At 33.7% G+C, this 24462-nt stretch carries 24 protein-coding genes, 1 pseudogene and 1 other annotated feature; of the genes and pseudogenes, 6 read left to right on the forward strand and 19 right to left on the reverse strand.

What is annotated here, in order from left to right; genetic code table 11:
* Positions 1–68: 68 nt before the first annotated feature.
* Positions 69–1532 (forward strand): serine hydrolase, encoded by a 1464-nt coding sequence (locus MNO09_RS19825; RefSeq protein ID WP_000034347.1) that lies wholly within the window; start codon positions 69–71, stop codon positions 1530–1532.
* A gap of 129 nt (positions 1533–1661) precedes the next feature.
* Positions 1662–2945: a S41 family peptidase gene (locus MNO09_RS19830; RefSeq protein WP_000287840.1), complete on the forward strand. Its 1284-nt coding sequence runs from the start codon at positions 1662–1664 to the stop codon at positions 2943–2945.
* 41 nt (positions 2946–2986) lie between these two features.
* On the opposite strand, the gene MNO09_RS19835 is transcribed toward MNO09_RS19830, so the two are convergent.
* From MNO09_RS19835 to MNO09_RS19860, 6 genes and pseudogenes are all read right to left on the reverse strand, one after another.
* On the reverse strand, positions 2987–3913 hold the full coding sequence (locus tag MNO09_RS19835) for an aminoglycoside phosphotransferase family protein (protein WP_000849647.1): 927 nt from the start codon (positions 3911–3913) through the stop codon (positions 2987–2989).
* Positions 3914–3942: 29 nt separating this feature from the next.
* Positions 3943–4052, reverse strand: a pseudogene (locus tag MNO09_RS31065) (aminoglycoside phosphotransferase); the annotation flags it as partial.
* A 1-nt stretch (position 4053) separates the two neighbouring features.
* Complete coding sequence (locus MNO09_RS19845; protein WP_001174998.1) at positions 4054–4689, reverse strand: HAD family hydrolase; 636 nt, start codon at positions 4687–4689, stop codon at positions 4054–4056.
* Positions 4690–4795: 106 nt separating this feature from the next.
* Positions 4796–5383, reverse strand: a complete 588-nt coding sequence (locus tag MNO09_RS19850; protein WP_001134411.1) for a YpjP family protein — start codon at positions 5381–5383, stop codon at positions 4796–4798.
* A gap of 282 nt (positions 5384–5665) precedes the next feature.
* The gene (locus MNO09_RS19855; protein WP_088107131.1) at positions 5666–6865 is read right to left on the reverse strand and encodes an ABC transporter permease; all 1200 of its coding nucleotides are present in this window, start codon (positions 6863–6865) and stop codon (positions 5666–5668) included.
* A complete protein-coding gene (locus MNO09_RS19860) occupies positions 6858–7568 on the reverse strand; it encodes an ABC transporter ATP-binding protein (RefSeq protein ID WP_000887839.1) in 711 nt (236 codons plus the stop codon). Before MNO09_RS19860 ends, MNO09_RS19855 begins: the two co-directional genes overlap by 8 nt.
* A 153-nt stretch (positions 7569–7721) precedes the next feature.
* Between MNO09_RS19860 and MNO09_RS19865 the strand changes: the two genes are divergently transcribed.
* Complete coding sequence (locus tag MNO09_RS19865; protein ID WP_000009770.1) at positions 7722–8153, forward strand: GNAT family N-acetyltransferase; 432 nt, start codon at positions 7722–7724, stop codon at positions 8151–8153.
* Positions 8154–8182: 29 nt separating this feature from the next.
* The gene (locus MNO09_RS19870; protein WP_000181712.1) at positions 8183–8710 is read left to right on the forward strand and encodes an HAD-IIIA family hydrolase; all 528 of its coding nucleotides are present in this window, start codon (positions 8183–8185) and stop codon (positions 8708–8710) included.
* 57 nt (positions 8711–8767) lie between these two features.
* Here the strand turns inward: MNO09_RS19870 and MNO09_RS19875 are convergent, their stop codons facing one another.
* From MNO09_RS19875 to MNO09_RS19900, 6 genes are all read right to left on the reverse strand, one after another.
* A complete protein-coding gene (locus MNO09_RS19875) occupies positions 8768–9208 on the reverse strand; it encodes a GNAT family N-acetyltransferase (protein WP_001223855.1) in 441 nt (146 codons plus the stop codon).
* The gene (locus tag MNO09_RS19880) at positions 9205–9678 is read right to left on the reverse strand and encodes an SAM-dependent methyltransferase (protein ID WP_000493262.1); all 474 of its coding nucleotides are present in this window, start codon (positions 9676–9678) and stop codon (positions 9205–9207) included. The genes MNO09_RS19875 and MNO09_RS19880 overlap by 4 nt, the downstream gene beginning before the upstream one ends.
* Positions 9679–9765: 87 nt before the next feature.
* A complete protein-coding gene (locus MNO09_RS19885) occupies positions 9766–10464 on the reverse strand; it encodes an aspartate/glutamate racemase family protein (protein ID WP_000848579.1) in 699 nt (232 codons plus the stop codon).
* A 148-nt stretch (positions 10465–10612) separates the two neighbouring features.
* Positions 10613–11815 carry an alcohol dehydrogenase EutG gene (gene eutG / locus MNO09_RS19890; protein ID WP_088107130.1) on the reverse strand — a complete coding sequence of 401 codons (1203 nt, stop codon included), beginning with the start codon at positions 11813–11815 and terminating at the stop codon, positions 10613–10615.
* Positions 11816–11867: 52 nt separating this feature from the next.
* Entirely contained in the window at positions 11868–13307 is a 1440-nt protein-coding gene (locus MNO09_RS19895; RefSeq protein WP_000424300.1) for a GntP family permease, read from the reverse strand.
* A 208-nt stretch (positions 13308–13515) separates the two neighbouring features.
* The gene (locus tag MNO09_RS19900) at positions 13516–14178 is read right to left on the reverse strand and encodes an HAD family hydrolase (RefSeq protein WP_000288764.1); all 663 of its coding nucleotides are present in this window, start codon (positions 14176–14178) and stop codon (positions 13516–13518) included.
* Positions 14179–14368: 190 nt separating this feature from the next.
* On the opposite strand from MNO09_RS19900, the gene MNO09_RS19905 reads away from it, so the two are divergent.
* Positions 14369–15166, forward strand: coding sequence for a lipid II flippase Amj family protein (locus MNO09_RS19905; protein ID WP_000028920.1), 798 nt, complete (start codon positions 14369–14371; stop codon positions 15164–15166).
* A 31-nt stretch (positions 15167–15197) separates the two neighbouring features.
* Positions 15198–15773, forward strand: coding sequence for a nucleotidyltransferase family protein (locus MNO09_RS19910; RefSeq protein WP_000155288.1), 576 nt, complete (start codon positions 15198–15200; stop codon positions 15771–15773).
* A gap of 39 nt (positions 15774–15812) precedes the next feature.
* On the opposite strand, the gene MNO09_RS19915 is transcribed toward MNO09_RS19910, so the two are convergent.
* From MNO09_RS19915 to MNO09_RS19945, 7 genes are all read right to left on the reverse strand, one after another.
* Positions 15813–16727, reverse strand: a complete 915-nt coding sequence (locus tag MNO09_RS19915) for an alpha/beta fold hydrolase (RefSeq protein WP_088107129.1) — start codon at positions 16725–16727, stop codon at positions 15813–15815.
* A gap of 36 nt (positions 16728–16763) precedes the next feature.
* Positions 16764–18104 carry a sodium-dependent transporter gene (locus tag MNO09_RS19920; RefSeq protein WP_000814548.1) on the reverse strand — a complete coding sequence of 447 codons (1341 nt, stop codon included), beginning with the start codon at positions 18102–18104 and terminating at the stop codon, positions 16764–16766.
* 116 nt (positions 18105–18220) lie between these two features.
* Positions 18221–18469, reverse strand: a binding site (T-box leader).
* 107 nt (positions 18470–18576) lie between these two features.
* Positions 18577–19539 carry a PepSY domain-containing protein gene (locus MNO09_RS19925; protein WP_088107128.1) on the reverse strand — a complete coding sequence of 321 codons (963 nt, stop codon included), beginning with the start codon at positions 19537–19539 and terminating at the stop codon, positions 18577–18579.
* An 18-nt stretch (positions 19540–19557) separates the two neighbouring features.
* Entirely contained in the window at positions 19558–20916 is a 1359-nt protein-coding gene (locus tag MNO09_RS19930; protein WP_000694912.1) for a HAMP domain-containing sensor histidine kinase, read from the reverse strand.
* 3 nt (positions 20917–20919) lie between these two features.
* Complete coding sequence (locus MNO09_RS19935) at positions 20920–21603, reverse strand: response regulator transcription factor (protein ID WP_000504580.1); 684 nt, start codon at positions 21601–21603, stop codon at positions 20920–20922.
* Positions 21604–21737: 134 nt separating this feature from the next.
* Positions 21738–23168: an SLC13 family permease gene (locus tag MNO09_RS19940; protein ID WP_000570750.1), complete on the reverse strand. Its 1431-nt coding sequence runs from the start codon at positions 23166–23168 to the stop codon at positions 21738–21740.
* Positions 23165–24349 (reverse strand): glycerate kinase family protein, encoded by a 1185-nt coding sequence (locus tag MNO09_RS19945; protein WP_001221982.1) that lies wholly within the window; start codon positions 24347–24349, stop codon positions 23165–23167. The genes MNO09_RS19940 and MNO09_RS19945 overlap by 4 nt, the downstream gene beginning before the upstream one ends.
* Positions 24350–24462 lie beyond the last annotated feature (113 nt).

The following is a 24462-nucleotide window of genomic DNA, read 5'->3' on the forward strand; positions in this document are numbered from 1 at the left end:
AGGTTTTCATTTTCTATTACCGAAAGTATAGTGCGGTAGAACAAAATTTATATTTGGAGGTTAGAAGTATGTCTAAAATTGAAACTCCTGTTATGACTTCTTTACAAACAACGGTTGAAAAAATGATGAAGGATTTAAATGTTCCTGGAGCTGCTGTAGCTGTTATAAAAGACGGTGAAGTTATTATTTCAGAAGGATTTGGCTATCGAAATTTAGGGACAAAAGACACTGTTACACCGAATACTCGGTTCGCAATCGGTTCCTCAACGAAAGCTTTTGGTACACTTTCATTAAGCTTGTTAGCACAACAAAATAAGTTTAATTGGGATACTCCTGTCCAGTCTTATATACCTAACTTCTCTTTATCTGAACTACTTGCTAGCTCACAAGTTACCGGACGAGATTTAGCTTCTCATCGAACTGGTGTAAGCCGTCATGAGGCTCTTTGGTACAGCTCTTCCTTATCTCGAAAAGATCTCGTTGAAAAAATAAAACATTTACAACTTGATGCACCGTTCCGCACAGCATTTCTTTATAACAACTTAATGTATGCAACAATTAGCTACATTGTTGAAAACATTACGAATCAAACGTGGGAGCAATACGCTACAGAACATATTTTAGAACCTTTAAATATGAGACATACAAATTTCTCTGTTACAGATTCACAAACTACAGATGATTATGCTTTACCTTACATTGAAAATGAAGGTGAAATAAAAGAAGTTCCATTCCGCAATATTGATACGGTTGGCGCTGCTGGTTGTATTAATTCTACAATTGAAGATATGGCCAATTGGGTCCTTCTTCACTTAAAACAAGGGAAATTTGGAGAGCATGAATTAATTTCTCCTGAATTATTACAACAAATGTATACACCGCACAATTCAATTCCAGATCAACCGGTTTTATCACTACCTGAATCTCCATTAAATAGTTACGGCCTTGGTTGGTTTATTAGCGCTTATCGTGGTAATAAGGTGATTCATCATGGTGGTAATATTGATGGATTTTCAGCGCTTGTTTCATTCATACCAACAGAAAACATAGGCCTTGTCATTTTAACGAATGCTGGAGGTACATTACTACCTACTTATCTCGCTAATCAAATTTATGACGAACTACTTGAATTAGAATCCATTGATTGGCATAAACGTGCTGTAGAAGATACTGAAAAAATGAAGGAAATGATGAAAGAAGCAACTGAATCCATTCCTGAACAAATTAAAGGGACTACACCTTCTCACAAGTTAGAAGATTATACCGGTACTTTCGAGCATCCTGCATATGGAACATTACAAGTATACAAACGAGATGAGTCGTTATTTGTAAAATTTATGGAGATGGAGATGGACATTCAATTAGCGCATCATCATTACGACATCTTCTCTGCAAAAGTTGACTTATTCCAAATGAAAATGAGTTTATTATTGGCTTATGAAATGAGTGTTAGTGGTGAATTCCCATCCCTTCAGTTACATGTACCAGCTATGTTAAGCACGCAGCCGCTTGCATTTAAGAAAATTAAATAAATATTTTAATAGAGGGAAGATAACACTTCCCTCTATTTCCCTTTAAATTATCCATCCCAAAAAAAGGATAATACGTAAAGGATACAGAATTCTATTATTCAACTAATTAAATTACCAGGAGGAAAAGCTGTGTACACAGAAATTTCCAAAGAAATTGTTTCGATTACTCATCACGATTATTCAGGTTGTATAGATAAGGAAGGATGGGACGATCCTGCTACTTATTTACAGACAGTTGAAAAACTAGAGAGACAAGGAGAACTAACACCAGTACAATTTACTGAAATTGTACGTGATTACTTACTAGACTTTAAAGATAATCATATGTTTTTCAAAATGCACTCTAAAAATCAACCTCTTAACAGTGTTGGCTTCCAGGTGAAAAGATACGAAGACCGCCTATATATTACATCCAATTCACAAGAAATAAGATTGAAAAAAGGACAGGCTATTCTAGCATTAGATAATATGAAAATTCCAGAGTTATTAATAAAATATAAGAAGTATTTAAATGAGAATACATATGAACGTGAAAAATGGGATTATGTTTTATTAAAATCATCAAATTGTACACTTATAAATGAAAATGGCGTAACCGAAACCATTACTTTACAAAAGTATAAACAAAGCGAATATACGCCTATTTATTCATTTAAACAGCAGAATAAAGATACACTCTTAATTACTTTGACGGATTTCGCAAATACTGATGCTATTAATAAATTATTAGACTTACATAAAGATGAGCTTAATACTTTTCCGAACTTAATAATAGATGTGCGATTGAATCGTGGCGGGAGTGATGATGCATTTTTTAAATTACTTCCTTACTTATTCGAAGACAAAGAGATTTCCCTTTTAGATTCTTCAGATACAATGCAATTAAATCATACAGAACGAAACTTTCATTTACGCATGAAAGACATCGAAATGGAAGATTATGATTCTTTAGACGAACTTTCCAAAATATTCACAGATATATTTATTCAAGATTTAAAAAAGAATTATAAAAAAGGATTCGTTACATTTGATACTTCTGAGTTACCAAAAGAACTTCAATCATTAAAAATACACGGACGAAAATCACCTTGTAGAGTAGTTATATTAACAGATGTTACATGTGGAAGTTCTGGTGATTCTTTTGTAGAAGTAGCAAAAAAATCATTGAAAGTAAAAGTAATAGGTCGTCCTACTGCTGGTTTAAATGTTTATTCTAATTTAGCGGTAATGGAATGGGCTAATACATTCGCACTTTACTACCCTACTTCACGGCTCTCTATTATAGATAAAGGCGAAGGAATGTCCGGAATTGGTATACAGCCGCATATACATATCCCGTGGACTCCGGAACATCTACAAGAAGATGTTGATTTAAAATTAGCATTACAACTGCTTCAAAACGAAGAATGGTAAAAAAATAAAGGGAGATGTGAATCACACCTCCCTTTTCTATTTCATATTAATTTTTCTGGTTGAAACCAAATTGGCTTTAATGACTCAAAGTCTTTATGATCTTCTAAAACTATAGTAAGACGCTCTAACGTATCATCTAACATATGCGGTGCTGCTCGTAAACTCCAGACAACTGAAGAGAAAACCGTCATGCCAACGTAAACCGCATATAATTTCCAAAACTCCTCTGGTATTCTCCCGTTAAAGTATCCTTCTATTTGTCCGATTGAATACGGAATACTAATGTCCCTTGCAAATAGTGCAATTTTTACGAAATCATGAAGTGGGTCGCCCCAATCGTAGCCATTAAAATCAACAACACCTACATATTTCGCATCACGTACAATTATATTTTCTAAATGAAAATCATCGTGTTGAAATCGATTTGGGCGGTTTTGTAAATATATTTCATTTTCATCTATAAACTTAATGATTTTATCATCTTTTTTTATTTTTATTCCACATGTTTTATATGCCTCTACATATTTTCGATGTTTTTTCATTGCTCTTTCATACCATGGAAGGATATCCTTAGGAGCTTCATATGTATGCATTTTTGCTAAATCTTTTCCTGCCTCTATACCAATTTCATATTGTTCTTTTGGTGAATACGTAGGCAATAGCTTCTTCGCATCTTCCCCTTCTAAATATGAAAAAATGCCATAGCATAAACCTTTTTCTGCCAACAAACCCATTTCAATTGGTTTTTGTGCTTGCACACTACGGTTTTGCATTTCATTTAAAATTTGAAACTCTATTTTCTTTCTTTCATACTCTTTCATATCGCCTGTCCGCAATAAATATTTTTCGTTATTCGCACACGTAATTATATATTTCTTATCTGGTGAGAAACCTTTGGAGATTTCTTCAATATTAACTGCATCCTTTACTATTTGTATATTGTTTTGCCATGCTGTAATTGTCTTCATATATACTCCCCTTACATTTCTACATTTGGTGTATACGCTACTTCTATTATAAAACCATTCGGATCGTAAAAAGAAATGGGCTCCTCTAATTTGCTACCCAAAATTCAATATGATGAATACCTGCTCGAAGTGTATTCATATTAAGAATACGCCCCTTGTACTACTTGTACAATTTCCATCGGTGTATTGACCATATAATCTGGTGCATCTTTTTTCACTGTTTCAATGACATCATATCCCCAAGATACCCAAATTACATTTACCCCAGCCTTTTTACATGCTGCTACGTCTCGCTGTTCGTCACCAACATATAACATATCTTTCTCTGTTATCTTTTTGGATTTTAAAAACCGTTTTATCATTTTATCTTTTCCGAACAAATTTTTTGAACAATACACTTCTTGAATATTTTCTATATCATTATTGTGTAAAAATGCTCGAATATGCTCTTCTGAGTTCGATGATATGACTGCAATTCCGTAGCCTTTCTTATGTAGTTCATCTAATACATCCTTCATCCCATGGAACAAAATGAGATCTTTTATAGCAGGTTGATACAATTTATAAAACTCTAATGCTAATATCGGTAGTTTATACAGTGGTACATCGAGTTGTTTACATCTCTCCGGCATCGTTAATTTACGTAAATACTCAATTTCTTCTTCCCTTACGGTTTTATATCCATGCTTTTCAGCAAGCTGGTTATAAATTGGTACAAATATATTTTGTGAATCTACTAATGTGCCATCAAAGTCAAAAACAATATATTTTTGCATTCCCATACTCCCTTACTTCTTTTTTCCTAAACCTATTTTATTCAACAATATAGTTGTCTTACCCTTCTATAAGCATAAAAAAGAACAAGATTTTCTCTTGTTCTTTTTAAGAAAGCCATTTTGGCGGTACATTCGTATTCCAATAAATATTTCCTAACTCATGGTGTCCTGAGTACCCATCATCAAATCGATGATAGTGGAAATTAAAATAGTAACCATCTTGCGGTGGATGATCTCTTCTTACATGAAATCGCAATAAGTCATTTCCTGATTTCGTGTCATACACATGAAAAATCTTTTCATTATTTCCGCCAGCTGGCCTTTGAGAAATCGCTAATGATTGCAGCGAATCTTCTGGTACATCATTGGCAAGCTCAGCAATTGCCTCTTCAATTTTCGGTAATATTACATCTTTAAACTCATCTTCAATTACTGGACCAATTTTAGTGCCAAACTTTTGCATCGACTGCTTCTCTGCTTCTAGCATTGCATAAGTAATAAAAGTATCGGTGGTTAACCTGTCATTCGTTTCTTCATATGTATAGGACGTACTCTCCAAATTTTGTTGCCCAGCTGTACTCGTAGGCTTGTCCGCAGCTTTGGCATTATCAAGCAATATGGAAGGAGGCGTCACTAAACCAAATGTAAATACGGTAATTAATGCGACTAAGGTTTTTCTAAACCAATTTGGCATTTATGTTCCCTCCCTTTCACTCATTATATTTTATATAACGGTTGTTTCTTCTATTATACAAAATGATTGTAATTTTTGCACTTTACAATTTTGTTAACGTTCACATATTTTTCACTTGAATATGAAATTGTAAGATTTCATACAATATAAGTACAACAACAATGAGGAGGCAATCAGATGACTTTAGATGTCATGTATTCCGCCGCAAGCATACTCGTTTTAGTATATTTCCTTTATCAATGTGTAACAGATTAAAAAAAGAGCCATTTTCCGGCTCTTTTTCTATGGTAAAAATACAATCCAACCAATCCATACTATAAAAATAATCCCGGCAATTACAGTAGGTAATAAATAAAAATGAGAAAGTATAACTATTCCATACAAAAGCAGTACTGGAAGTAATAAATAGCAATCTGCCTTCCATCTTAACAGTAGTAATTTTCCTTCATCACAATATAAATGAAGAAACATTTTTTTCGTAAATTCATTCCAATAATCGCGCGCATAACGAGAAATTGCAACTAAAGAAAATACAAGAATAATAGCTACAATCCACCTCGGACTCATGATAATACTTACAGTACTTATACATACAATTTGAATATAAAATATTCGTGCACTACTTGTACGGAAAAATTCTTTTAAAAAGGATTCAACAATACGAGAATCTTTTTTCTTCCCTAAAAACTTTTTAGAACATGGAAACATCCACGGCTTTTTATTCGAACTACTCGGTTTAGCCGCATGACCACCAACTTGCATAATCCCACTCGTCCAGCGCATACTTTCTTCTTTCTCTTTCTCAACTTCTTTAAAAAAGCAATTTTTATAATTTAGTTTTTCTTTTATCAATACGATAATTAATAAAACTGCTAGACCGATACATAGTATAGAATAAAAGGAATTTTTATAAATAAGAGACAGACTCAATCCAAAAAAGGATAGACTTATAGAAAATATCACATTTTTTACAATCCATAGTAGCCATCGTTTCCCCACACGTATATGAATAAATCTCGTTAACAACGACAACATAAATCGAAATGCAGTAAAAAATAGCCAAAATAATATGATTTGTACCTGCGCCACTCCAATACTTTTCATCAACACTGGTAACATAGCAACTACTACCACTACATTCGTTATCGCTATTCGAATTAACGTATATGTCATGCCATACTGGATTAACTTTTGCATGTGAGCGGGATAAGAAATTAAAAATAAACTATCCGCTTGTTCAAAAAATGAGCGAACTCCTCTAGAATATGTAATCACATAAAATGCGAGTAAACCTAATCCGAAATAAACTGTCTCTCCCATCGATAATTCTTCCATCCATAGTGAACGATAATAAATCCCTATAAATATAAGTGCAGGAATAATAATATATAGTGCAACCGTCCAATCAGTTATAGAACGTATGGACTTCCATTTACGCCCAAGTTCATGGCGCAATCTTTTATAAAATTGTTGTTTAATCATGCTGTTCACGCCTTACTATTACATCAAAGCAGTCTAATAATGAACTCCCTGGCATTTCTGCTAACGCTTGGATAGATTCTAGATTTCCATCTGCGACTAATGTACCTTGTGAAATGAGTAAAAATCTCTCACAAATTCTTTCAGCTGTGTCTAATACGTGCGTACAAAGTAAAATACCTGCGCCACGTTCTTTTTCTTTATATAAATAACTTAAAAACTCTTTCGTAGCTACTGGATCTAAACCGATAAAAGGTTCATCAATGATATAAAAATCTGGTTCAGTTAAAAATGCCAAAATGAGCATCGATTTTTGTTTCATACCTTTTGAAAACTTTGATAAATACTCATGTTTATGTTTATCCATTCGAAACATATGTAATAACTCTTCTGCTTTTCTTTCCCAGCTTCCTACTTCGTTCTCGCGAGCATCCATTAATAGTTCGATATGTTCCCAAAGCGTCAAATAATCATAATATGTCGGGTGTTCCGGCACGTATGCATAAGGATTTTTCTTTTCACCAAATGATATTTCACCATTCATATTTACAAGTAAACCGAGCATCGTTTTAATCGTCGTACTCTTCCCAGCACCATTCGCACCAATAAGTGCAACTAATTCACCTTTTTCAATTGAAAAGGCAATATCATGAATTGTCTTTTCCCCTATATCATATCCGGCAGAGCGAATATTCACGTCTAACATACATTCCCCTTCTTTCCATTTCCAATAAAATCAAGGAAAAGAATAACAGATAACTATCTATATATCATTATAAAATATTTATTTTCATAGCAGGAATACATACTTTTTAACAGAATATTTAATGTTTGATTACATTTTATTGGAGTGGATTATATGTCTTTTCAAATTCGCGAAGCTACAATAGACGATATAGATGCACTTTGTTCTTTAGCGAAAGAATTAAAAGGTTCTTCTATTTCCTATGAAGATATGAACAACCGATTGCAATTCGTACAAATGAGTCCTTTTGATTTTTTATATGTTTATGAGGAAGAAGAAACCATATGTGGATTACTTGGGTTTCGTATACGTGAAAATTTAGAAGATATAACTCGTTATGGGGAGATTTCAATTATTAGCGTTAATTCTACAATACGACGGAAAGGCATTGGACAAGTATTAATGGATTATGCAGAACAATTAGCAAAGACACATAATTGTATCGGCACATGGCTAGTCAGTGGAACAAAAAGAGTAGAAGCACATCCTTTTTACAAAAAATTAGGATATGAAGTAAATGGATATCGATTTGTAAAACATTTTTAAACTACTTATAAATGGAAAGGACTAAAACTATGACAAACATCGAAGCTATTTTTATTGATCGTGACGGTACAATTGGCGGTGACACTACAATACATTATCCAGGCTCTTTTACATTATTTCCTTTCACAAAAGCAGCTCTGCAAAAACTAAAAGCTCAAAATATAAAAATTTTCTCTTTCACAAATCAACCAGGTATCGCAGATGGGATAGCGACTGTAGCTGATTTTGTAAAAGAATTAGAAGGCTTCGGTTTTGATGATATATACGTATGTCCTCATAAACACGGTGATGGTTGTGAATGCCGTAAACCAAGTACAGGTATGCTGCTGCAAGCGGCTGAAAAACACGGACTTAATTTAACAAAATGCGCTGTAATTGGTGATCGCTGGACTGATATCGTTGCAGGAGCAACAGTACATGCGACAACGATATTAGTTCGAACAGGCGCTGGATATGATGCTTTACATACGTACCGAGACAAATGGGCACATATTGAACCAAACTACATTGCAGAAAACTTTGAAGATGCTACAAATTGGATTTTAAATCAACAATAATACAAATTAAAAGAGACGTTTTCACAATGAAAGCATCTCTTTTAATCTTATATTTTTTTAAAACGTTAATTCATAATGGAAATAACGATTATCTCTCAAATAACCATTTTCAGCGTATAATCGCTGTGCTGATAAATTATCAATCTCCGTTTGTAATTTTACACCTTTTGCACCATTTTCTAAGGCAAATTCTTTAGCAGCTTCTAGTAATTTTTTACCTGTTCCTGCTCCGCGCTTAGTGGCTTGTACAAATAAATCATTTAATATCCATAATTCTTTCATCGAAATGGAAGAAAATGATGGATATAATTGTGTGAAGCCAATATATTCACCGTCTTCAACTGCTACAAAAATAACGGATTCTTTTCTCTCTATTCGATTTCGCAAAAATCCTTTTGCTCCTTCTATATCGGAATCTTGTCTATAAAACATACGATAGTTATTAAAAACTGATGCTAGTCCATCTAAATCTGCAATTGTTGCCTCATATATTCTCATTTCACTCCATTCCCCTTCCAATACTCTCTCATTATATCTGTTGCCCATTTAGGCTGTACAATTTCTTCTTTCGGCATAAACTCTTTCATTATCGGCTTTATATCCAATATAGGGGTGCCATCAATAGCATCTAATCCCTCAACAATAATTGATTTACCTTCTCTTTTGATCACCTTTACAATTGTGGTTCCTATGCGATTCGGACGATTTTTCCCGCGCTGTGCAAAAATGCCTACTTTAGGATAATCATTATTATTTCTAGGATGTCTAGCAAAATATTGAATTTGTTCATCAGTTACTTTATGAAAATAAAAAACAACTTCAATATGAGAAAAATCTTCAATCCCTTGTATACTTTCCTCTGTATATATTTCAGTTAAAGTAATATAGGATCTTACTTCTCCCCACTCATCATCTTTTATTTCCTTTCTTTCATTATGTACAAATGCGATTGGTTGAACTGAAAACATACGCATTCCCCCTTAAATGTAACCACTTACATTATAAAGTATTTTCAGAATGTTTTCCACAAACACGAACTAGATTACATAATATAATTATGATCTATTTCGTAAAGCGAAATTAACTGCTTCAACTGCATGTATATGAGTTGTGTCAAATATCGGAACTGATACGTCTTCCTGCTTTATTAATAATCCTATTTCTGTACAACCTAATATGATTCCTTGTGCCCCTTCTTGTACTAGCTCTTCTATAACTATTTTATAATACTCTCTAGATTGAGATGTTATCTTTCCTAAACACAATTCTGTATATATTACTTCGTTTATCTTTTCTCTATCCTTTTCTGATGGAACCATTACTTTTATACGATTCTCTTCTATGCGTAATTTATAAAAGTCTTGCTCCATTGTATATTTTGTTCCCAGTAAACCAACCGTTTGAATATCTTTCCTTTTAATTTCTTTCGCAGTTGCATCAGCGATATGTAAGACTGGAATATGAATATTCTCCTTTATTTTCTCAACTACTTTATGCATTGTATTTGTGCAAATAATTATAAAATCTGCTCCTCCCCTCTGTAACGAATATGCCGCATTTCCTAACATTTCTCCTGCTCCATTCCAATCTCCGTTAGACTGGAATCGCTCAATCTCTTCAAAGTCCACACTATGAATCATACATTTTGCTGAATGTAACCCTCCCAATCTCTCTTTTATTTCTTCATTTATGATTCGATAATATTCAGAAGTTGATTCCCAACTCATACCACCAATTAAACCTATTGTTTTCATTAAAACCCACCCACCTTATACTGTTTTTTAAAACTAATCACAACATTTTATTATGTATATTATACACAATAAAACAAGACTTTACGTTTATAATATAAAGTCTTGTTTTAACTATTTCCAAGGAAATTTTTATAAGAATATTCTGAAATTAACTTTCTGATGTTTTTATAGAATCTTCATATTGATAATGAAAACATTCTCGATACAACTGTTTAATTTCATCATATGATGGCACACGTGGATTATTTGCTGGACTTCCACTTTCAATTGCATCTGATGCCATTTTAGAAATAGCTGTTTCAAATTCAACTTCACCAATTCCGTATTCTTTTAAATTTGGGATACGAAGATCAAAACAAAGTTTTTTTATTTCCCTCAGCGTGTAGTCGGCTACTTCTTCATCACGATAGGAATACAAATCTTTATTTAAACAACGTCCAATATCCGCTAGTCTTTTTACTGCACTAACTTTTGTATATTCTAAAACTGTAGGTAATAGTATTGCATTCGATATACCATGTGGTACATGAAATAATGCTCCTACCGGCCTTGACATTCCATGAACTAACGTAACAGATGCATTGGAAAATGCGATTCCAGCTTGTAAGGAAGCAATCATCATCGCTTCTCTTGCCTCCATATTCTCTCCATCCTCATATGCAATACGTAAATATTTCATAATACCTTCAATAGCGGAAAGAGCTAGTACATCTGTAAGTGATTGTGAAACTTTAGAAATATATGCTTCGACTGCATGACATAATGCATCTATCCCTGTTGCTGCTGTAATATGGGGTGGTACCGAACGCGTTAAAATCGGGTCAATAATCGCTACTTGTGGGGTAAAACTCGGATGTTTCATCATCATTTTTACATCTGTTCGTTTATTCGTAATTACTGCTACACTTGTTACTTCCGATCCAGTACCAGAAGTTGTTGGGATTGCAATTAGTGGTAGCGGATCGTTTTCTATTTCCATATCTTTTTGGACGTAATCTTCCACTTCTCCACCATTTGTATATAACACCGCAACTGCTTTCGCAGCATCAATACAACTTCCACCACCAATACCGATAATAAAATCACACTTTCCTTCTTTACAAAGTGTTAACGCTTCTAACACGTGTATATTTATAGGCTCAGCATTTACTTTATTATATGTAATAACAGTTATACCTTTCGTATTTAATTGTTGTATACACCTCTCAACATATCCTAAATCCTCCATAATTGTATCCGTAACTATAAACGCTCTTTTCCCCAACTTCTTAGATTGTTCCCCCAGCTTTTCAAGCGAATTTCTTCCATATAATACAGACTTCGGCATACGAAACTCAGCAACATCTTGCAAGTACTCCACCCCTTCTTACCCTAATTTATATTTTAGTTTATAAAATATCGACTTAATAAATTCCTGTTGCAGTATAGAATGCAATTACTAAAAATACAGCAACCGTTTTCAAAATTGTAATAGCAAAAATATCTTTATACGACTGTTTATGTGTTAAACCTGTGACTGTAAGAATAGTAATAATAGCCCCGTTATGTGGTAATGTATCCATTCCTCCCGATGCCATTGACACGATACGATGCATTACTTCTAATGGAATATCAAATTGATTGGCCGCTGCAATAAACTTATCTCCCATCGCACTTAAAACAATTCCCATTCCTCCTGATGCAGAGCCTGTAATTCCAGCTAAAATATTCGTCGTGACCGCTCCATTCACTAGAGGATTTGTGAATGTGGCAGAAATGCCGTCTCTCATAATCGCGAAACCTGGAAGTGCTGCAATTACCCCACCGAATCCAAACTCAGCACCTGTATTCATCGTTGCAAGTAACGCTCCACCAATACTTGTATTTAATCCAGCTTGAAATCCTGTTACTACTCGTTTCCAATATAATAATAACGTTGTTACAATACCTATAATAAGTGCCAATTCTACTGACCAGATTCCAACTACTGCACTTAATTCTACTTTTCCAAATGCTTTCATACCAATTGCAGAAAAATCAAAACCATTCGGATACCACTTCGGTATCATAATAGTAAAAACTTTATTCATTACACCTACTAAAATAAGTGGTATAAAAGCAATCACTTGCTGTACTCTTGTAATTTCAATACTTTTAAGCATCGGCATATCTTTTTGTTCTACTTGCAAAGAAGCTGCCATTTCAGTATCCCCATCGTTAAAACCAAAATACCCTTCTCCTGCTGCCTTCGCCTTCTTACGTCTACTCTCTAAATATAGTAAACCTAACGTAAGTACAAAAATTGCCCCTACAATACCAAGTATCGGCGCAGCATAAATGTCCGTTTTAAAAAATGTTGTAGGTATTACGTTTTGAATTTGTGGTGATCCAGGTAGCGCATCCATTGTAAACGTGACTGCTCCAAGTACAATCGTTCCAGGGATTAAACGCTTTGGAATATTCGCTTGTCGAAACAGCTTAGCTGCGAACGGATATACAGCAAACACTACTACGTACACACTAACGCCACTATACGTTAAGATAGCACCCATTAATACAATCGCTAAAATCGTACGTTTTTCACCAACTAACTCTATAATTGTCTTTGCAATCGAGTCCGCAATTCCTGACATTTCTACTACTTTACCAAATATTGCCCCAAGTAAAAATACAGGAAAATATAGTTTAATAAAACCTACCATTTTCTCCATAAAGATATTCGAAAAGAAAGGTAATACAAAACTAGGCTCTGTCAAAAATACCGCAAATAATGCAAATATCGGTGCAAATAAAATAACAGAAAACCCTCTATATGCTACAAACATTAGTAAACTAAGTGCTAATAATATAATAACTAGCTCCAATTATACCCCTCCTTTAAACAGAAAATTCAAACTTTTATAGATAAACTTCTACTAATCTTTTGATTCTGACATCCCTCCTCTTATTCATACAAATTTTTCATGCTGAAAATGTCTAATTATACATATTCGATTACATATGAAAAATCCCTTTAAACATAAACGATTTCATCGTCATACGTTATAAAGGGATTGTTAGTCTCTACATTTACTACTTTACCAAACTATTTTCTAAACAAAAATGATGTAGTTCTTTTACATCATTTACTATATGAGTCGCACCAACTTCAGTCAATTCTGTTTCACTACCATAGCCATATAAAATACCAATTGAAGCAATCTCATTATGATTCGCACCGATTATATCGTGTTTTCTATCTCCAATCATAACAATTTCTTCTTTATTAAGTTCTTCATTTGTTTGTAAAATATGAGCAATGATTTCTTCTTTTTTTCTTCTCGTACCATCTAAATTACTTCCAATGATACTTTCGAAATAATTCTTTAATTGAAAATGCTCTATAACTTGTTCAGCAAATATAGTAGGTTTTGAAGTCGCTATAAATAAACGATTTCCGGTATCTTTTAATCGTTTTAAAAGATTTGGAATACCCTCGTATACATTATTTTCTAACAATCCACGTTGCTTTACATACTCTCTGAAATAAAAAACAGCTCTTTCAACTTCCCCTTCATTCATATTGTACCTCTCTACGAATGATTGTTGGATGGGCGGACCGATAAATGAGTCTAACTCATTTACATGTAATTCTTCAATTCCAAGCTTTTTTAATGCATACAATACTGAATTTACAATTCCTTCTTTCGGATCCGTCAATGTTCCATCTAAATCAAATAGAAATGTTGTATACACATTTAATCCCCCGCTCCTATTTACTTTACATATTATATGGAAGGCTTTTTCATGGCCACCTTTTACTATACTATCATTATTTATCTTTTCGAAATTTTTTCTTCTATGTCACATACTTTCAGTTACAAAATGTAATACATATGATAAAGTAAAAAAGTTACAATTATTTTAATAGAAACTGGTGAATCTAATGTCAATTACGTTAATTGTTATAATGGCTTTCACAATTGTTATTCATGCGGTTGAAACAAGCTCTTATAGTATTCGATTAGCTGGAGTGCGTTTAAAGAGAATTGCTGTTGCTTTGTCTGTCGTAGGCATGGTGTTACTCATTTCAAGAACATCTAACATGCTACAAGCCTTTTTAATCAGTGGGTTTGTCGATGAGGCAAAACGAGACGCATCCATTAATTTAGAACATATTATACGGCTCGTTCTATTATCCGCCTCTGTCGGTACATTGATTGCGATTATACTGTATCCAACTTTAACCAAACTATTTGGATATGTCATTCAAAACTTTGAAACAGACGGTTCTTTCATTCGAATGATGAGAACAAATAACATTCAAAAATTAAAGTACACAAAAAAATATGTACGCTTCCCAAAATTAGAAATGATTCATAGACTACGCATTGGTGGTATTCCAAAACGTATTATGCTTATTAACATGTTTGCTACTGCTATTTATACAGCTGGTGTTCTTTCAGCCCTATACGCTTCCTTTTTACTTCCAGATTACGCAACAAAAGCTACTACAGCTTCTGGCCTTATTAATGGGTTTGCTACTATTTTATTAACAGTGCTGCTTGATCCACGTATCGCTCTTTTAACAGAGCGAGCTCTTCAATCAGAAGAAGGTGCAGAAGCAATGAGTAAAATGTATGGCTGGCTAATGATTTCTAGACTTTTTGGTACGTTATTAGCACAACTATTATTCATACCAGGTGCTTACTGGATCACATGGATTATTAAACTGATGAATTAGTCCTCTATAAAAATAGTAGGTGGGATAACAAATGACTATACAAACAGAGCAAGATATAATTCGCTTAATAGAAAACGACGAATGGATGATGAACGTATTACAAATGGCAAAATCACTAGAGTTACCTGATTGGTGGATTTGCGCCGGATTTGTTCGCTCTAAAATTTGGGATACTTTACATAACTATGAAGCTAGAACAACTATGCCTGATGTTGATGTAATTTATTATAATAGTCTACATAAAGATGAGATATACGAACAATCATTAGAAACGAAATTAAAGAATATTGATGCTACTATCCCTTGGTCGGTAAAGAATCAAGCTCGTATGCATGTGGTGAATAATATGCCACCGTACTCTTCTTCTGTTGATGCTATTTCTAAATTTCCTGAAACAGCAACCGCTTTAGGGGTTACATTAGACGAAAAAAACAAAGTTATATTAACAGCCCCATGCGGTATTGAAGATGTTCTTTCCTTACAAGTGAGACCAACAGCTCCTTTTCTTGAAACAAAAGAACGATTACATATATACAACACTAGAGTTAATAAAAAGAACTGGCAAAACAAATGGCCTAATATTACAATCACTTATCCCAAAATGTAAGAAAAGGAGCTTCGCATTACACGAAGCTCCTTTTCTACTTTATTTCAAAAACTGAATGACTATTTCAGCAAATCGATCTGCTTCTTCATAATGCGGTGTATGACCACTCTCTTCAAATACAATATAATCCCCATTTTGAGCATCTTTATTAAATGTTTCAATTTGTTTTTCACACGTTACTACATCATGTTTTCCTACAATTAATAACATTGGATTTTGTATATCTTGTATCTTAGGTAATAATGAAGTATGAACTGCTCCTTCTACTTTTAATCTATCAAAATGAATTTTGGAGCGATTTGAACATACTTCCCACTCTTCATCACTATACAAACTCTCGTCTGTCATATCTTCCTTATAATTGTAAATCTCCATTCTATTTTCTTCTAATTCATTGCTTAGTCTTATATAAGCTTCTAGCAACTCTTCTGAAGTAGCATTGCTAGATGAATAGGCGATGGACTCTTCTGCTACTTCTTCTTTTCCATACTTTTTTAATAAATGCCCTGTCTTTTGTAACAAAGCTCTACTTGTTAATGCAAAATCGAAAGTTGGCGCTTCAAATATGATTTTCTCTATTGAACTTGGATATATCGACGCATATAACAATGCTACATATCCACCGAAAGAATGTCCAATGACAGACCATTTCTCAATTTGTAATACTTTTTTTAGTTCCTCACAGTCTTCAATCAAATCATTTAATCCAAAAGCTTCGTCCTCAGTAATTTCTTCTGAGCGACAAACACCTCTTTGATCTATCATTATTACATATAAAGAATCGTTTAAACGTTCCGCTTGATGAAATGAAAAATCATAGCAACTTTCTCCTGGTCCACCATGCAAGTATAGGACTGGTTTATTTTTAAGATTTCCATACGTTTCAACGTATAGCTTTTTCCCTCTAATGTTCATGTATTTCCCTGTTCCTATCAAATTCGCCTTTATAATCATCACCTTCTTTTTTACTGAATATTATAACACCTTAGATTAAATAATCCCTATTACATTTAAAAAGACGATGATTATTGCAAGTGGCGCTACAAATCGAAGTAAAAACGCCCAACAAGTAAATACTTTCTTTCCATAATTTCCACCTACAAAAAACTCTGCTTCTAGCACCTTCTTTTCCATTTTGAATGAAACGAAAATACTAATAAATAGTGCTCCAAGTGGCATTAATATATTACTAGATAAGAAGTCCACTGCATCAAAAATATTCTTTCCGAAAATCGTAATATCACTCCATATTCCAAATGATAACGCGGATGGTATACCTACTAAGAAAATGCTGAAACCGATTATCCATGATAATTTCGTTCTCTTTTCTTGTTCACCATTTGCTAATGCTGAAACAACTGTCTCTAGTAGAGAAAATGCCGATGTTAATGTTGCAAATGTAAATAGTGCAAGAAATACTGTTAAGAACAACCCACCGAATGGAATTTGACTAAATACAGATGGTAATACGATAAATAGTAATCCAGGCCCTTCTGTCGGCTCCATTCCTAATGAAAATACGGCCGGAAAGATAGCAAGACCTGCAAATAATGAAACAAATAAATTCAATCCAACAATTGTAACTGCTGATTTTGGTAAACTTTCTTTTTTATTTAAATACGAGCTATAGGTAACCATAATCGAAATCCCGATACTAATCGCAAAAAATGATTGTCCCATCGCGAATAAAATACTTTCTGAAGTAATCTTTGAGAAGTCTGGTTGTAAGAAAAACTTCACACCTTGTATTGCATTATCAAGTGTTAATGAACGAATAATAAGAGCAACAAATAAAACGAACAATGCTGGCAACATATATTTACTTGCTTTTTCAATTCCATTTTGTACACCCTTTGATACAACCCAAATCGTAATGAACATAAAAGCGAAATGTCCCATAATCGCCCAAGCGGGATTTCCAATTGTTTCAGTAAATAATGCTCCATAATTTTGTCCCGGAGTAATAAGTTGTCCCGTTACTCCTCTGAATAAATAAATTAACACCCATCCACCTACAACACTATAAAACGAAAGTAGTATAAAACATGTTCCAACGCCAAGGCGTCCAATCCAGTGCCATCCTGTATTAGGTGCGATACTTTTAAATGCTCCAACTGCTTGTTTCTGCGTACTGCGTCCAATCATAAATTCAGCTATAAGTAGTGGTAGTCCAATTAATACAGTAAATAATATAAAGATTAAAAAGAATGCTCCTCCCCCACTCTTCCCAGCGATATAAGGAAACTTCCATATTGCGCCAAGTCCAATTGCTGATCCTGCTGCAGCCATTATAAAACCTAATTTCGAAGTCCATTGCTCCGTCTGTTTCATCTTATTTTCCTCCTAGTTAAATTACTTTATATAAATAATTAAATTTTATAAACCAATCCGAATAAACCCTCCATTTCTATTTCCATAAAATAAAAAAATGGCTCAACGTCTCTATATAAAGAGACGCTAAGCCATTTACTTAACGCGGTACCACCCTTATTGATTCCATTATGAATCCACCTTAGTAGTAATCGTTTGATTACAAACCTAATATCGAAGGTTAACCGTTAAGATTTACTAAGAATGTGATTCCGTTCCACCTTACTGCTCCTAGGCGAGTTCAGGATGTCATTTGACTATGTCACACCAACCCATAGCTCTCTGTACAAATATACGACCTTACTACTCCTATTCAACACATTTTAATATTTAGAATATATTTTCTTTTGAAATTAATATGAAGTATATCGGTTATATTTATAACTGTCAAGGGCTATATTAAAATTTGATGAGAAACCTCTTTTATTTTTCATTATCCTTCGTCATCATCATCACCGTGATTATCAGTACTTTCTTCTTGATCATCGTCATCTTGTTGTTGAGATGACTCCTTTTGCTGAATAGCATTATTTACCGCAGTAGTAGACATGACTTCACCTGTTATTGTATGTACTCTTACATCAACCGTTTCTGTTTGTTTTTTTATTATAATTTGGTAGGTAGACGTACCATTTATATTGACTACACTTACCTTCTCGATAAAACCGCCTGGTACTTTTTGTAACGCAACTTCTTTCGCCTGCACTTCTGTAACGACTTTTTGTATTTGTGAAGTACCAATAAAAGCACCCGTCGCTTCTTCAATTTCTACCATTACATTCTCATTTGCACTTTTCTCTATCTCTATTACATATACATTTTTTTCGTTCTTTTTCTCTAGTCTTATCCCTTTCACATTCCCTTGTACTTGCTGCACTGCAATCTCTTTTGCTTGCTGCTCTGTAACTTTTGTCGTTTGTTTCTGTAACAATTGAATTTTCCCGGTAGTTTTTTCGATCTCAACTATTGTACTTTGAGTAGCATTTGTTTCTACCGATATTACAAATACCTCTATCCCCTTTCTTTTTTCTAATATAGTTTGTTTAATGATCCCCTGTACTTTCTGAAGTGCCATTTCTTCCGCTTTTTCTTTCGTTATTGTATTACTTTTTAATGATATTTCTTTTGCACGTTTTATGTTACCACTTTGAGCATCTACTATTATTTCATATGAGCCTTTTTCATTTAAAAGGTTTACCTTATATACATCTTGTTCCCCTTTGCTTACTAATTTCATATTTTTTATTTTTCCAGGATACTGTTCAGACACAATATTCTGAATTTGTTTTTCGGATAATATTTTTTCTCCTTGATTAGAAACAATACGTTGTGATACAAAAGCTACACTTACAAGCACAAAACAAAGTAACAATGCAACCTTCCATTTCTTTTTCATTTTCAAGCTCCTATCTCTTTATAAAAAACGAGGCAAATATACGGTAACTTTCGTCCATTTTCCCTCTTCACTTTCCAGTTGTATATTCCCTTCATGAGCATCAATAATTTGTTTCGCAATCGACAATCCTAGACCTGTTCCTCCTGTTTCCCTACTCCTCGCTTTATCAACTCGAAAAAAGCGATCAAACACTTTCTGTATATCCTCCTTAGGAATTCCCATACCGTAATCTTGAATAGAAAAAAAGACTCTTTCCTTTTGTATTCCTACTATCAAATCGATTGAATCTTTACTGTATTTCATTGCGTTATCCAATAATACTACTAATACTTGTTTTATTTTTTGTTCATCAATATTTACAACAATCTTTTCTTCCTCTGTAATAACACGAAAATCCCGATTATATGTTTTTTCTAGTTGTTCCGCAGTCAACTTGCATAAACGAACTACATCTGATTCTTTTGTTTCCAACTTCCACTCTGCACTACTGTTGGCAAGCAGTAACATTTGATTTGTCATGCCTTTCATTCTTACTGCCTCGGAGTATATCGCTTCTACAGATTCTTCTAAAACATCTTGTTTTTTCATTCCCCATCTTTTTAATAATTTTGCATAACTTTCAATAACTGTTAACGGTGTTCTCAATTCATGTGAAGCATCTGAAACGAACTGCTGTTGTTTTTCAAAGTTTTGATGTAATAAATCTATCATTTTATTAAATGTCGTTCCCATTTTGTACAATTCATCTTTTGATTTTTTCTCTAGCGATATCTTTTTGAATATCCCTCTATCTTGTATATGCTCCATTGTTTGTATTAAAGAGTTTACAGGTTTTAAAATGAGTTTACTTAACATTCTTCCCGCAAAAAAAGACGGAATTAAAACGAAAAGTGAAGCAATAACTAATACATTTTTTAACATATTTAAATTCTCTTGCAAACTATCTAAACGTTCCGTCATTTCTAACGAAACGATCTTCCCATCATTCCAAATGATTGGTATTTTTATATAAGCGAATTTCCCTCCATTTTTCTCATAAATTCCCGCTGATTCTTTTCTTTCAAATTTCGTATTTACTACTGGGATTGGTTTTGCAATATCCACTTCTTGTCTAATCATTACCTTTGAATTTTCATTAATAACTCTAATCATACCGTTTGAAGGTAAATATGGTTGCAACAGATTTGCTGCATCTATTTCTTTTACTGATTCTGCATTCATTCCTTCTATAATATGTACTGCCTCACGTTTTAAGCGTTCTAACTCTCCGTTCGTTGTAACTTTATAAAACAAAAAGTATATAGAACTATTAATAAGTAACAAAATAAGTAATAACCATACTGTAGAGAATAAATATATTTTATTTTTAATTTTCATATATTACACCTTTAAGACATAGCCAACACCTCTAACAGTGTGAATAAGTGGCACGTCCACATTACAATCTACTTTTTTACGTAAATATCGAATATATACATCGACAACATTTGTATCACCATAATAATCAAATCCCCAAACATTCGTTACGATCTGTTCTCGATTTAACACTTGATTTTCATGCTTCATTAAAAAGAGTAATAAATCAAACTCACGTGGTGTTAATTCCACTAAATGATTTCCTCTTTTCACTTCTCGTGTTTTCTCATCTAAATATAAATCTGCAATTTGATAACTACTATTTTCCTCTTCTTTTCTTACGTTTGAAATTCTTAAACATGCACGAATTCTCGCTAAAAGTTCTTCTATTTGAAATGGCTTTGTAATATAATCACTTGCCCCTTGATCTAAGCCACTTACTTTATCAACAACTGAGTCACGAGCAGTTAATAAAATAATAGGTATTACAGCATTTTTCAAACGTATCCTTCGAAGTACTTCTAACCCACTTATATTTGGAAGCATTACATCAAGTAAAATTAAATCCCATTTACCAACTTGAAACTTTTCCATTGCCTCTGTTCCTGTTTTAGCAATCTCACTTTCATATCCTTCAAACTCTAATTCTAACTGCACGACACGCGCAATTTTTTCTTCATCCTCAACAATTAAAATCCTTTCTCCCATAAAAGCCTCCCGCATTATATAATCTTTTCATACCATTTCAGTATAACAACTAATACTTTCCTCCAAAAGAAATAATACCCAATATTCTTTTCGACTTAATGAAAAAAATCAGGAATGAATTATATTCCTGATTTTTAGAGAGACAATCCAACCCACTGCCAATATGCATAGTAAAATACAACCATTACAAACATATACATAACACTTAAATAGCTGCTTAACTTTAATAAATCTTGCGGCTGAAAAGTTTCTCTATCACTTTCTTGAAATAAAAGTAATGCTTTAGAACTGACTGGAAAGGTTAAACAATAATTCATGCCAACAATGCCTAAAAATAGTACAGCGACTTCGTTTAACTGTAGACTACTTGCAAAGTATAATAATGGCGGAATAAAAATTACCGCTCTCGTTGTGTGAGATGTAATATATAAATGTGATGTGACTGAAAGAATAACAATTACGAGTAACACGATGAAAATGGATTGCTTATTAATTAGTTCTGTTACTAAAAATAACTTCTGCATAATCCATTGCGCTGCACCACTCTCCATTAAAGATTTCCCTAATGCAATTGCTGCTCCAACAAATAAAATTAAGTTCCATGAGACACCTTTTAAACTTTCTTTCCACTGCATCACGCCCAGTTTTGGCAAAGTTAATAAAAACACTCCGATTATCGTTACAGTTGCAATTTCCAAACCGTGAAACGACTCTGTTAACCAAAAAGCTACCATCGCTATTAAAATACTGATTGTATACTTTTCATTTCGCGATAATTCAAACTTAACTTTTTTCTGTTTCAGTTTTGTTTTTACTTCCTCTTTATCTAAAAATAAAAATAATATTACACGACAACTTATAAAGCTCATTATGAATCCAAATGGAAATCCCCATATTAACCACTCTACAAATGTAATATCCTTATTATTAAATTCCTTTAACATATCTAGGGCAATTAAATGGGAACCTGCACCAATAATTGTAGAACTTGTTGAAACTAAAATAACAGTAGGCATTAAAATTGCTAATGCTTTCGTAATTCTTCTACTCCCAATTTCTTTTGATATAGCTTGAAAAACAGGTAATACAACCGCTGCGCGTCCAGATGTTGATGGAATAAAGAAAGCGAGTATTTGAATAATCATTGTCAAAATCCCGCACAAGCCCAAAATATTCCGAGCACGATTTACAACAAAGCACGTCATTTTCTCAGCTAAACCGGTAACTTGAAGTGCCCTTCCTAAAATAAAGGAACCGATCATAAGCCAAATGACATCTGAAGCTAACGAATCAAATAAAAGATCTTGCTTTGCTGTTCCTGAAATAATTAGAAATAGGACAGATCCAAGTGCGATATAGGCCGAATTTATCGTTGTTGTTGTCCATAATATAATTGCACAGCAAAATCCAAACAAACTCCATTTCGCTTCCATCGTTAATGACGATGGAAGCAAAAGAACTATTTCTACTATTAATATAAGTGCTATGGGCAGAATCCAAGATGGCTTAGTTTTCGGATGATCAGTACTGTTCACATGTAATTCCACTACATTTTTTTCAATCATGATACGTACCCACTTTTATTCAACCGAGAAGCGATTTGATAACCGACTAAAACTGTACGCATCGTACTCTCTGTACAATCACGAAGCCATTTCTCCGCATTAGAAAATGCATTTTCTAATGAAGATGGCATTGGTAATATACTTGTATATGCATCAATTCCATAATCGTAATTAATACGTGCACCTTTACCGACTGTCCCAACTAATGCGATTACTGGTAATCCATATTTTTTTGCGCATTTAGCCACCTCAGCTGGAATTTTACCACGTGGTGTTTGAAAATCTATACTTCCTTCCGCAGTAAATACAAGATCACACGCTAGCAATAGTTTATTTAAATCCATATACTTCATAATAATATCGTATCTCGGATGAAGCGTTGCACCAATTAAAGCTTGCAGTCCAGCACCAAGTCCGCCAGATGCACCACTACCTGGCGTATGATGTACATCTATACCTATATCTTTTTTTATAACAGAAACATAGCGCTCCAGTGCTTTTTCTAGTTCTATTACTTGGGCTTCGTTAGCACCTTTTTGCGGACCGAATACTCGCGCTACTCCCTGCTCGCCGCATAATTGATTAAACCAATTACAGGCAACATCGATTTGAACATGCCTTAATCTAGGATCTACTTGTGATGTATCTATGTTTGAAACTTGTAATAAAGAGGTTCCACCTTGAATTTGTATTTCCTTTCCATCTTCATTTAAAAACTTTACACCTAACGCTTCAGCCATACCAGCTCCGCCATCAGATGTTCCAGAATCACCACACCCTATTAATATACGATCTACCCCTTTATTTAAAGCTAATTCTATTAACTGCCCAACACCATGAGTAGTCGTTTTTCTAGGATCACGTAAATTTCTCGGTACAAGGCGTAATCCTGCTGCAGCAGCCATTTCAATAACAGCTGTACGCTCACCATTTCTCGTTTCAAAAACACCAAAATAAGATTGTGTCTTTTCTCCTACAGGTCCCGTTACTTCTACTTCATACATTTTTCCACCAGTAATATTTGTAATTGCCTCTGTAAAACCTTCCCCACCATCCACCATTGGTAAAGTTTCTACAGTAGCTAACGGCATGACTTTTAAAATCCCTTCTTTCATTACATCAGCAGCTTCCTTCGCCCCTAAACTTTCTTTAAATCCTGATGGTACAACTAAAATACGCATGTAATATTTCTCCCTTCACCTTGTATATCTCTTTCGTTTCTAAGGCTTATACTAAAGGTGAAAAAAGAGAGAACAATTAAGCTTACATTAAAATTTGGTGAGAAAGTGCTGAG

Source organism: Bacillus sp. N5-665, from assembly GCF_022637375.2.
In the GTDB taxonomy this organism is placed as follows: domain Bacteria; phylum Bacillota; class Bacilli; order Bacillales; family Bacillaceae_G; genus Bacillus_A; species Bacillus_A wiedmannii.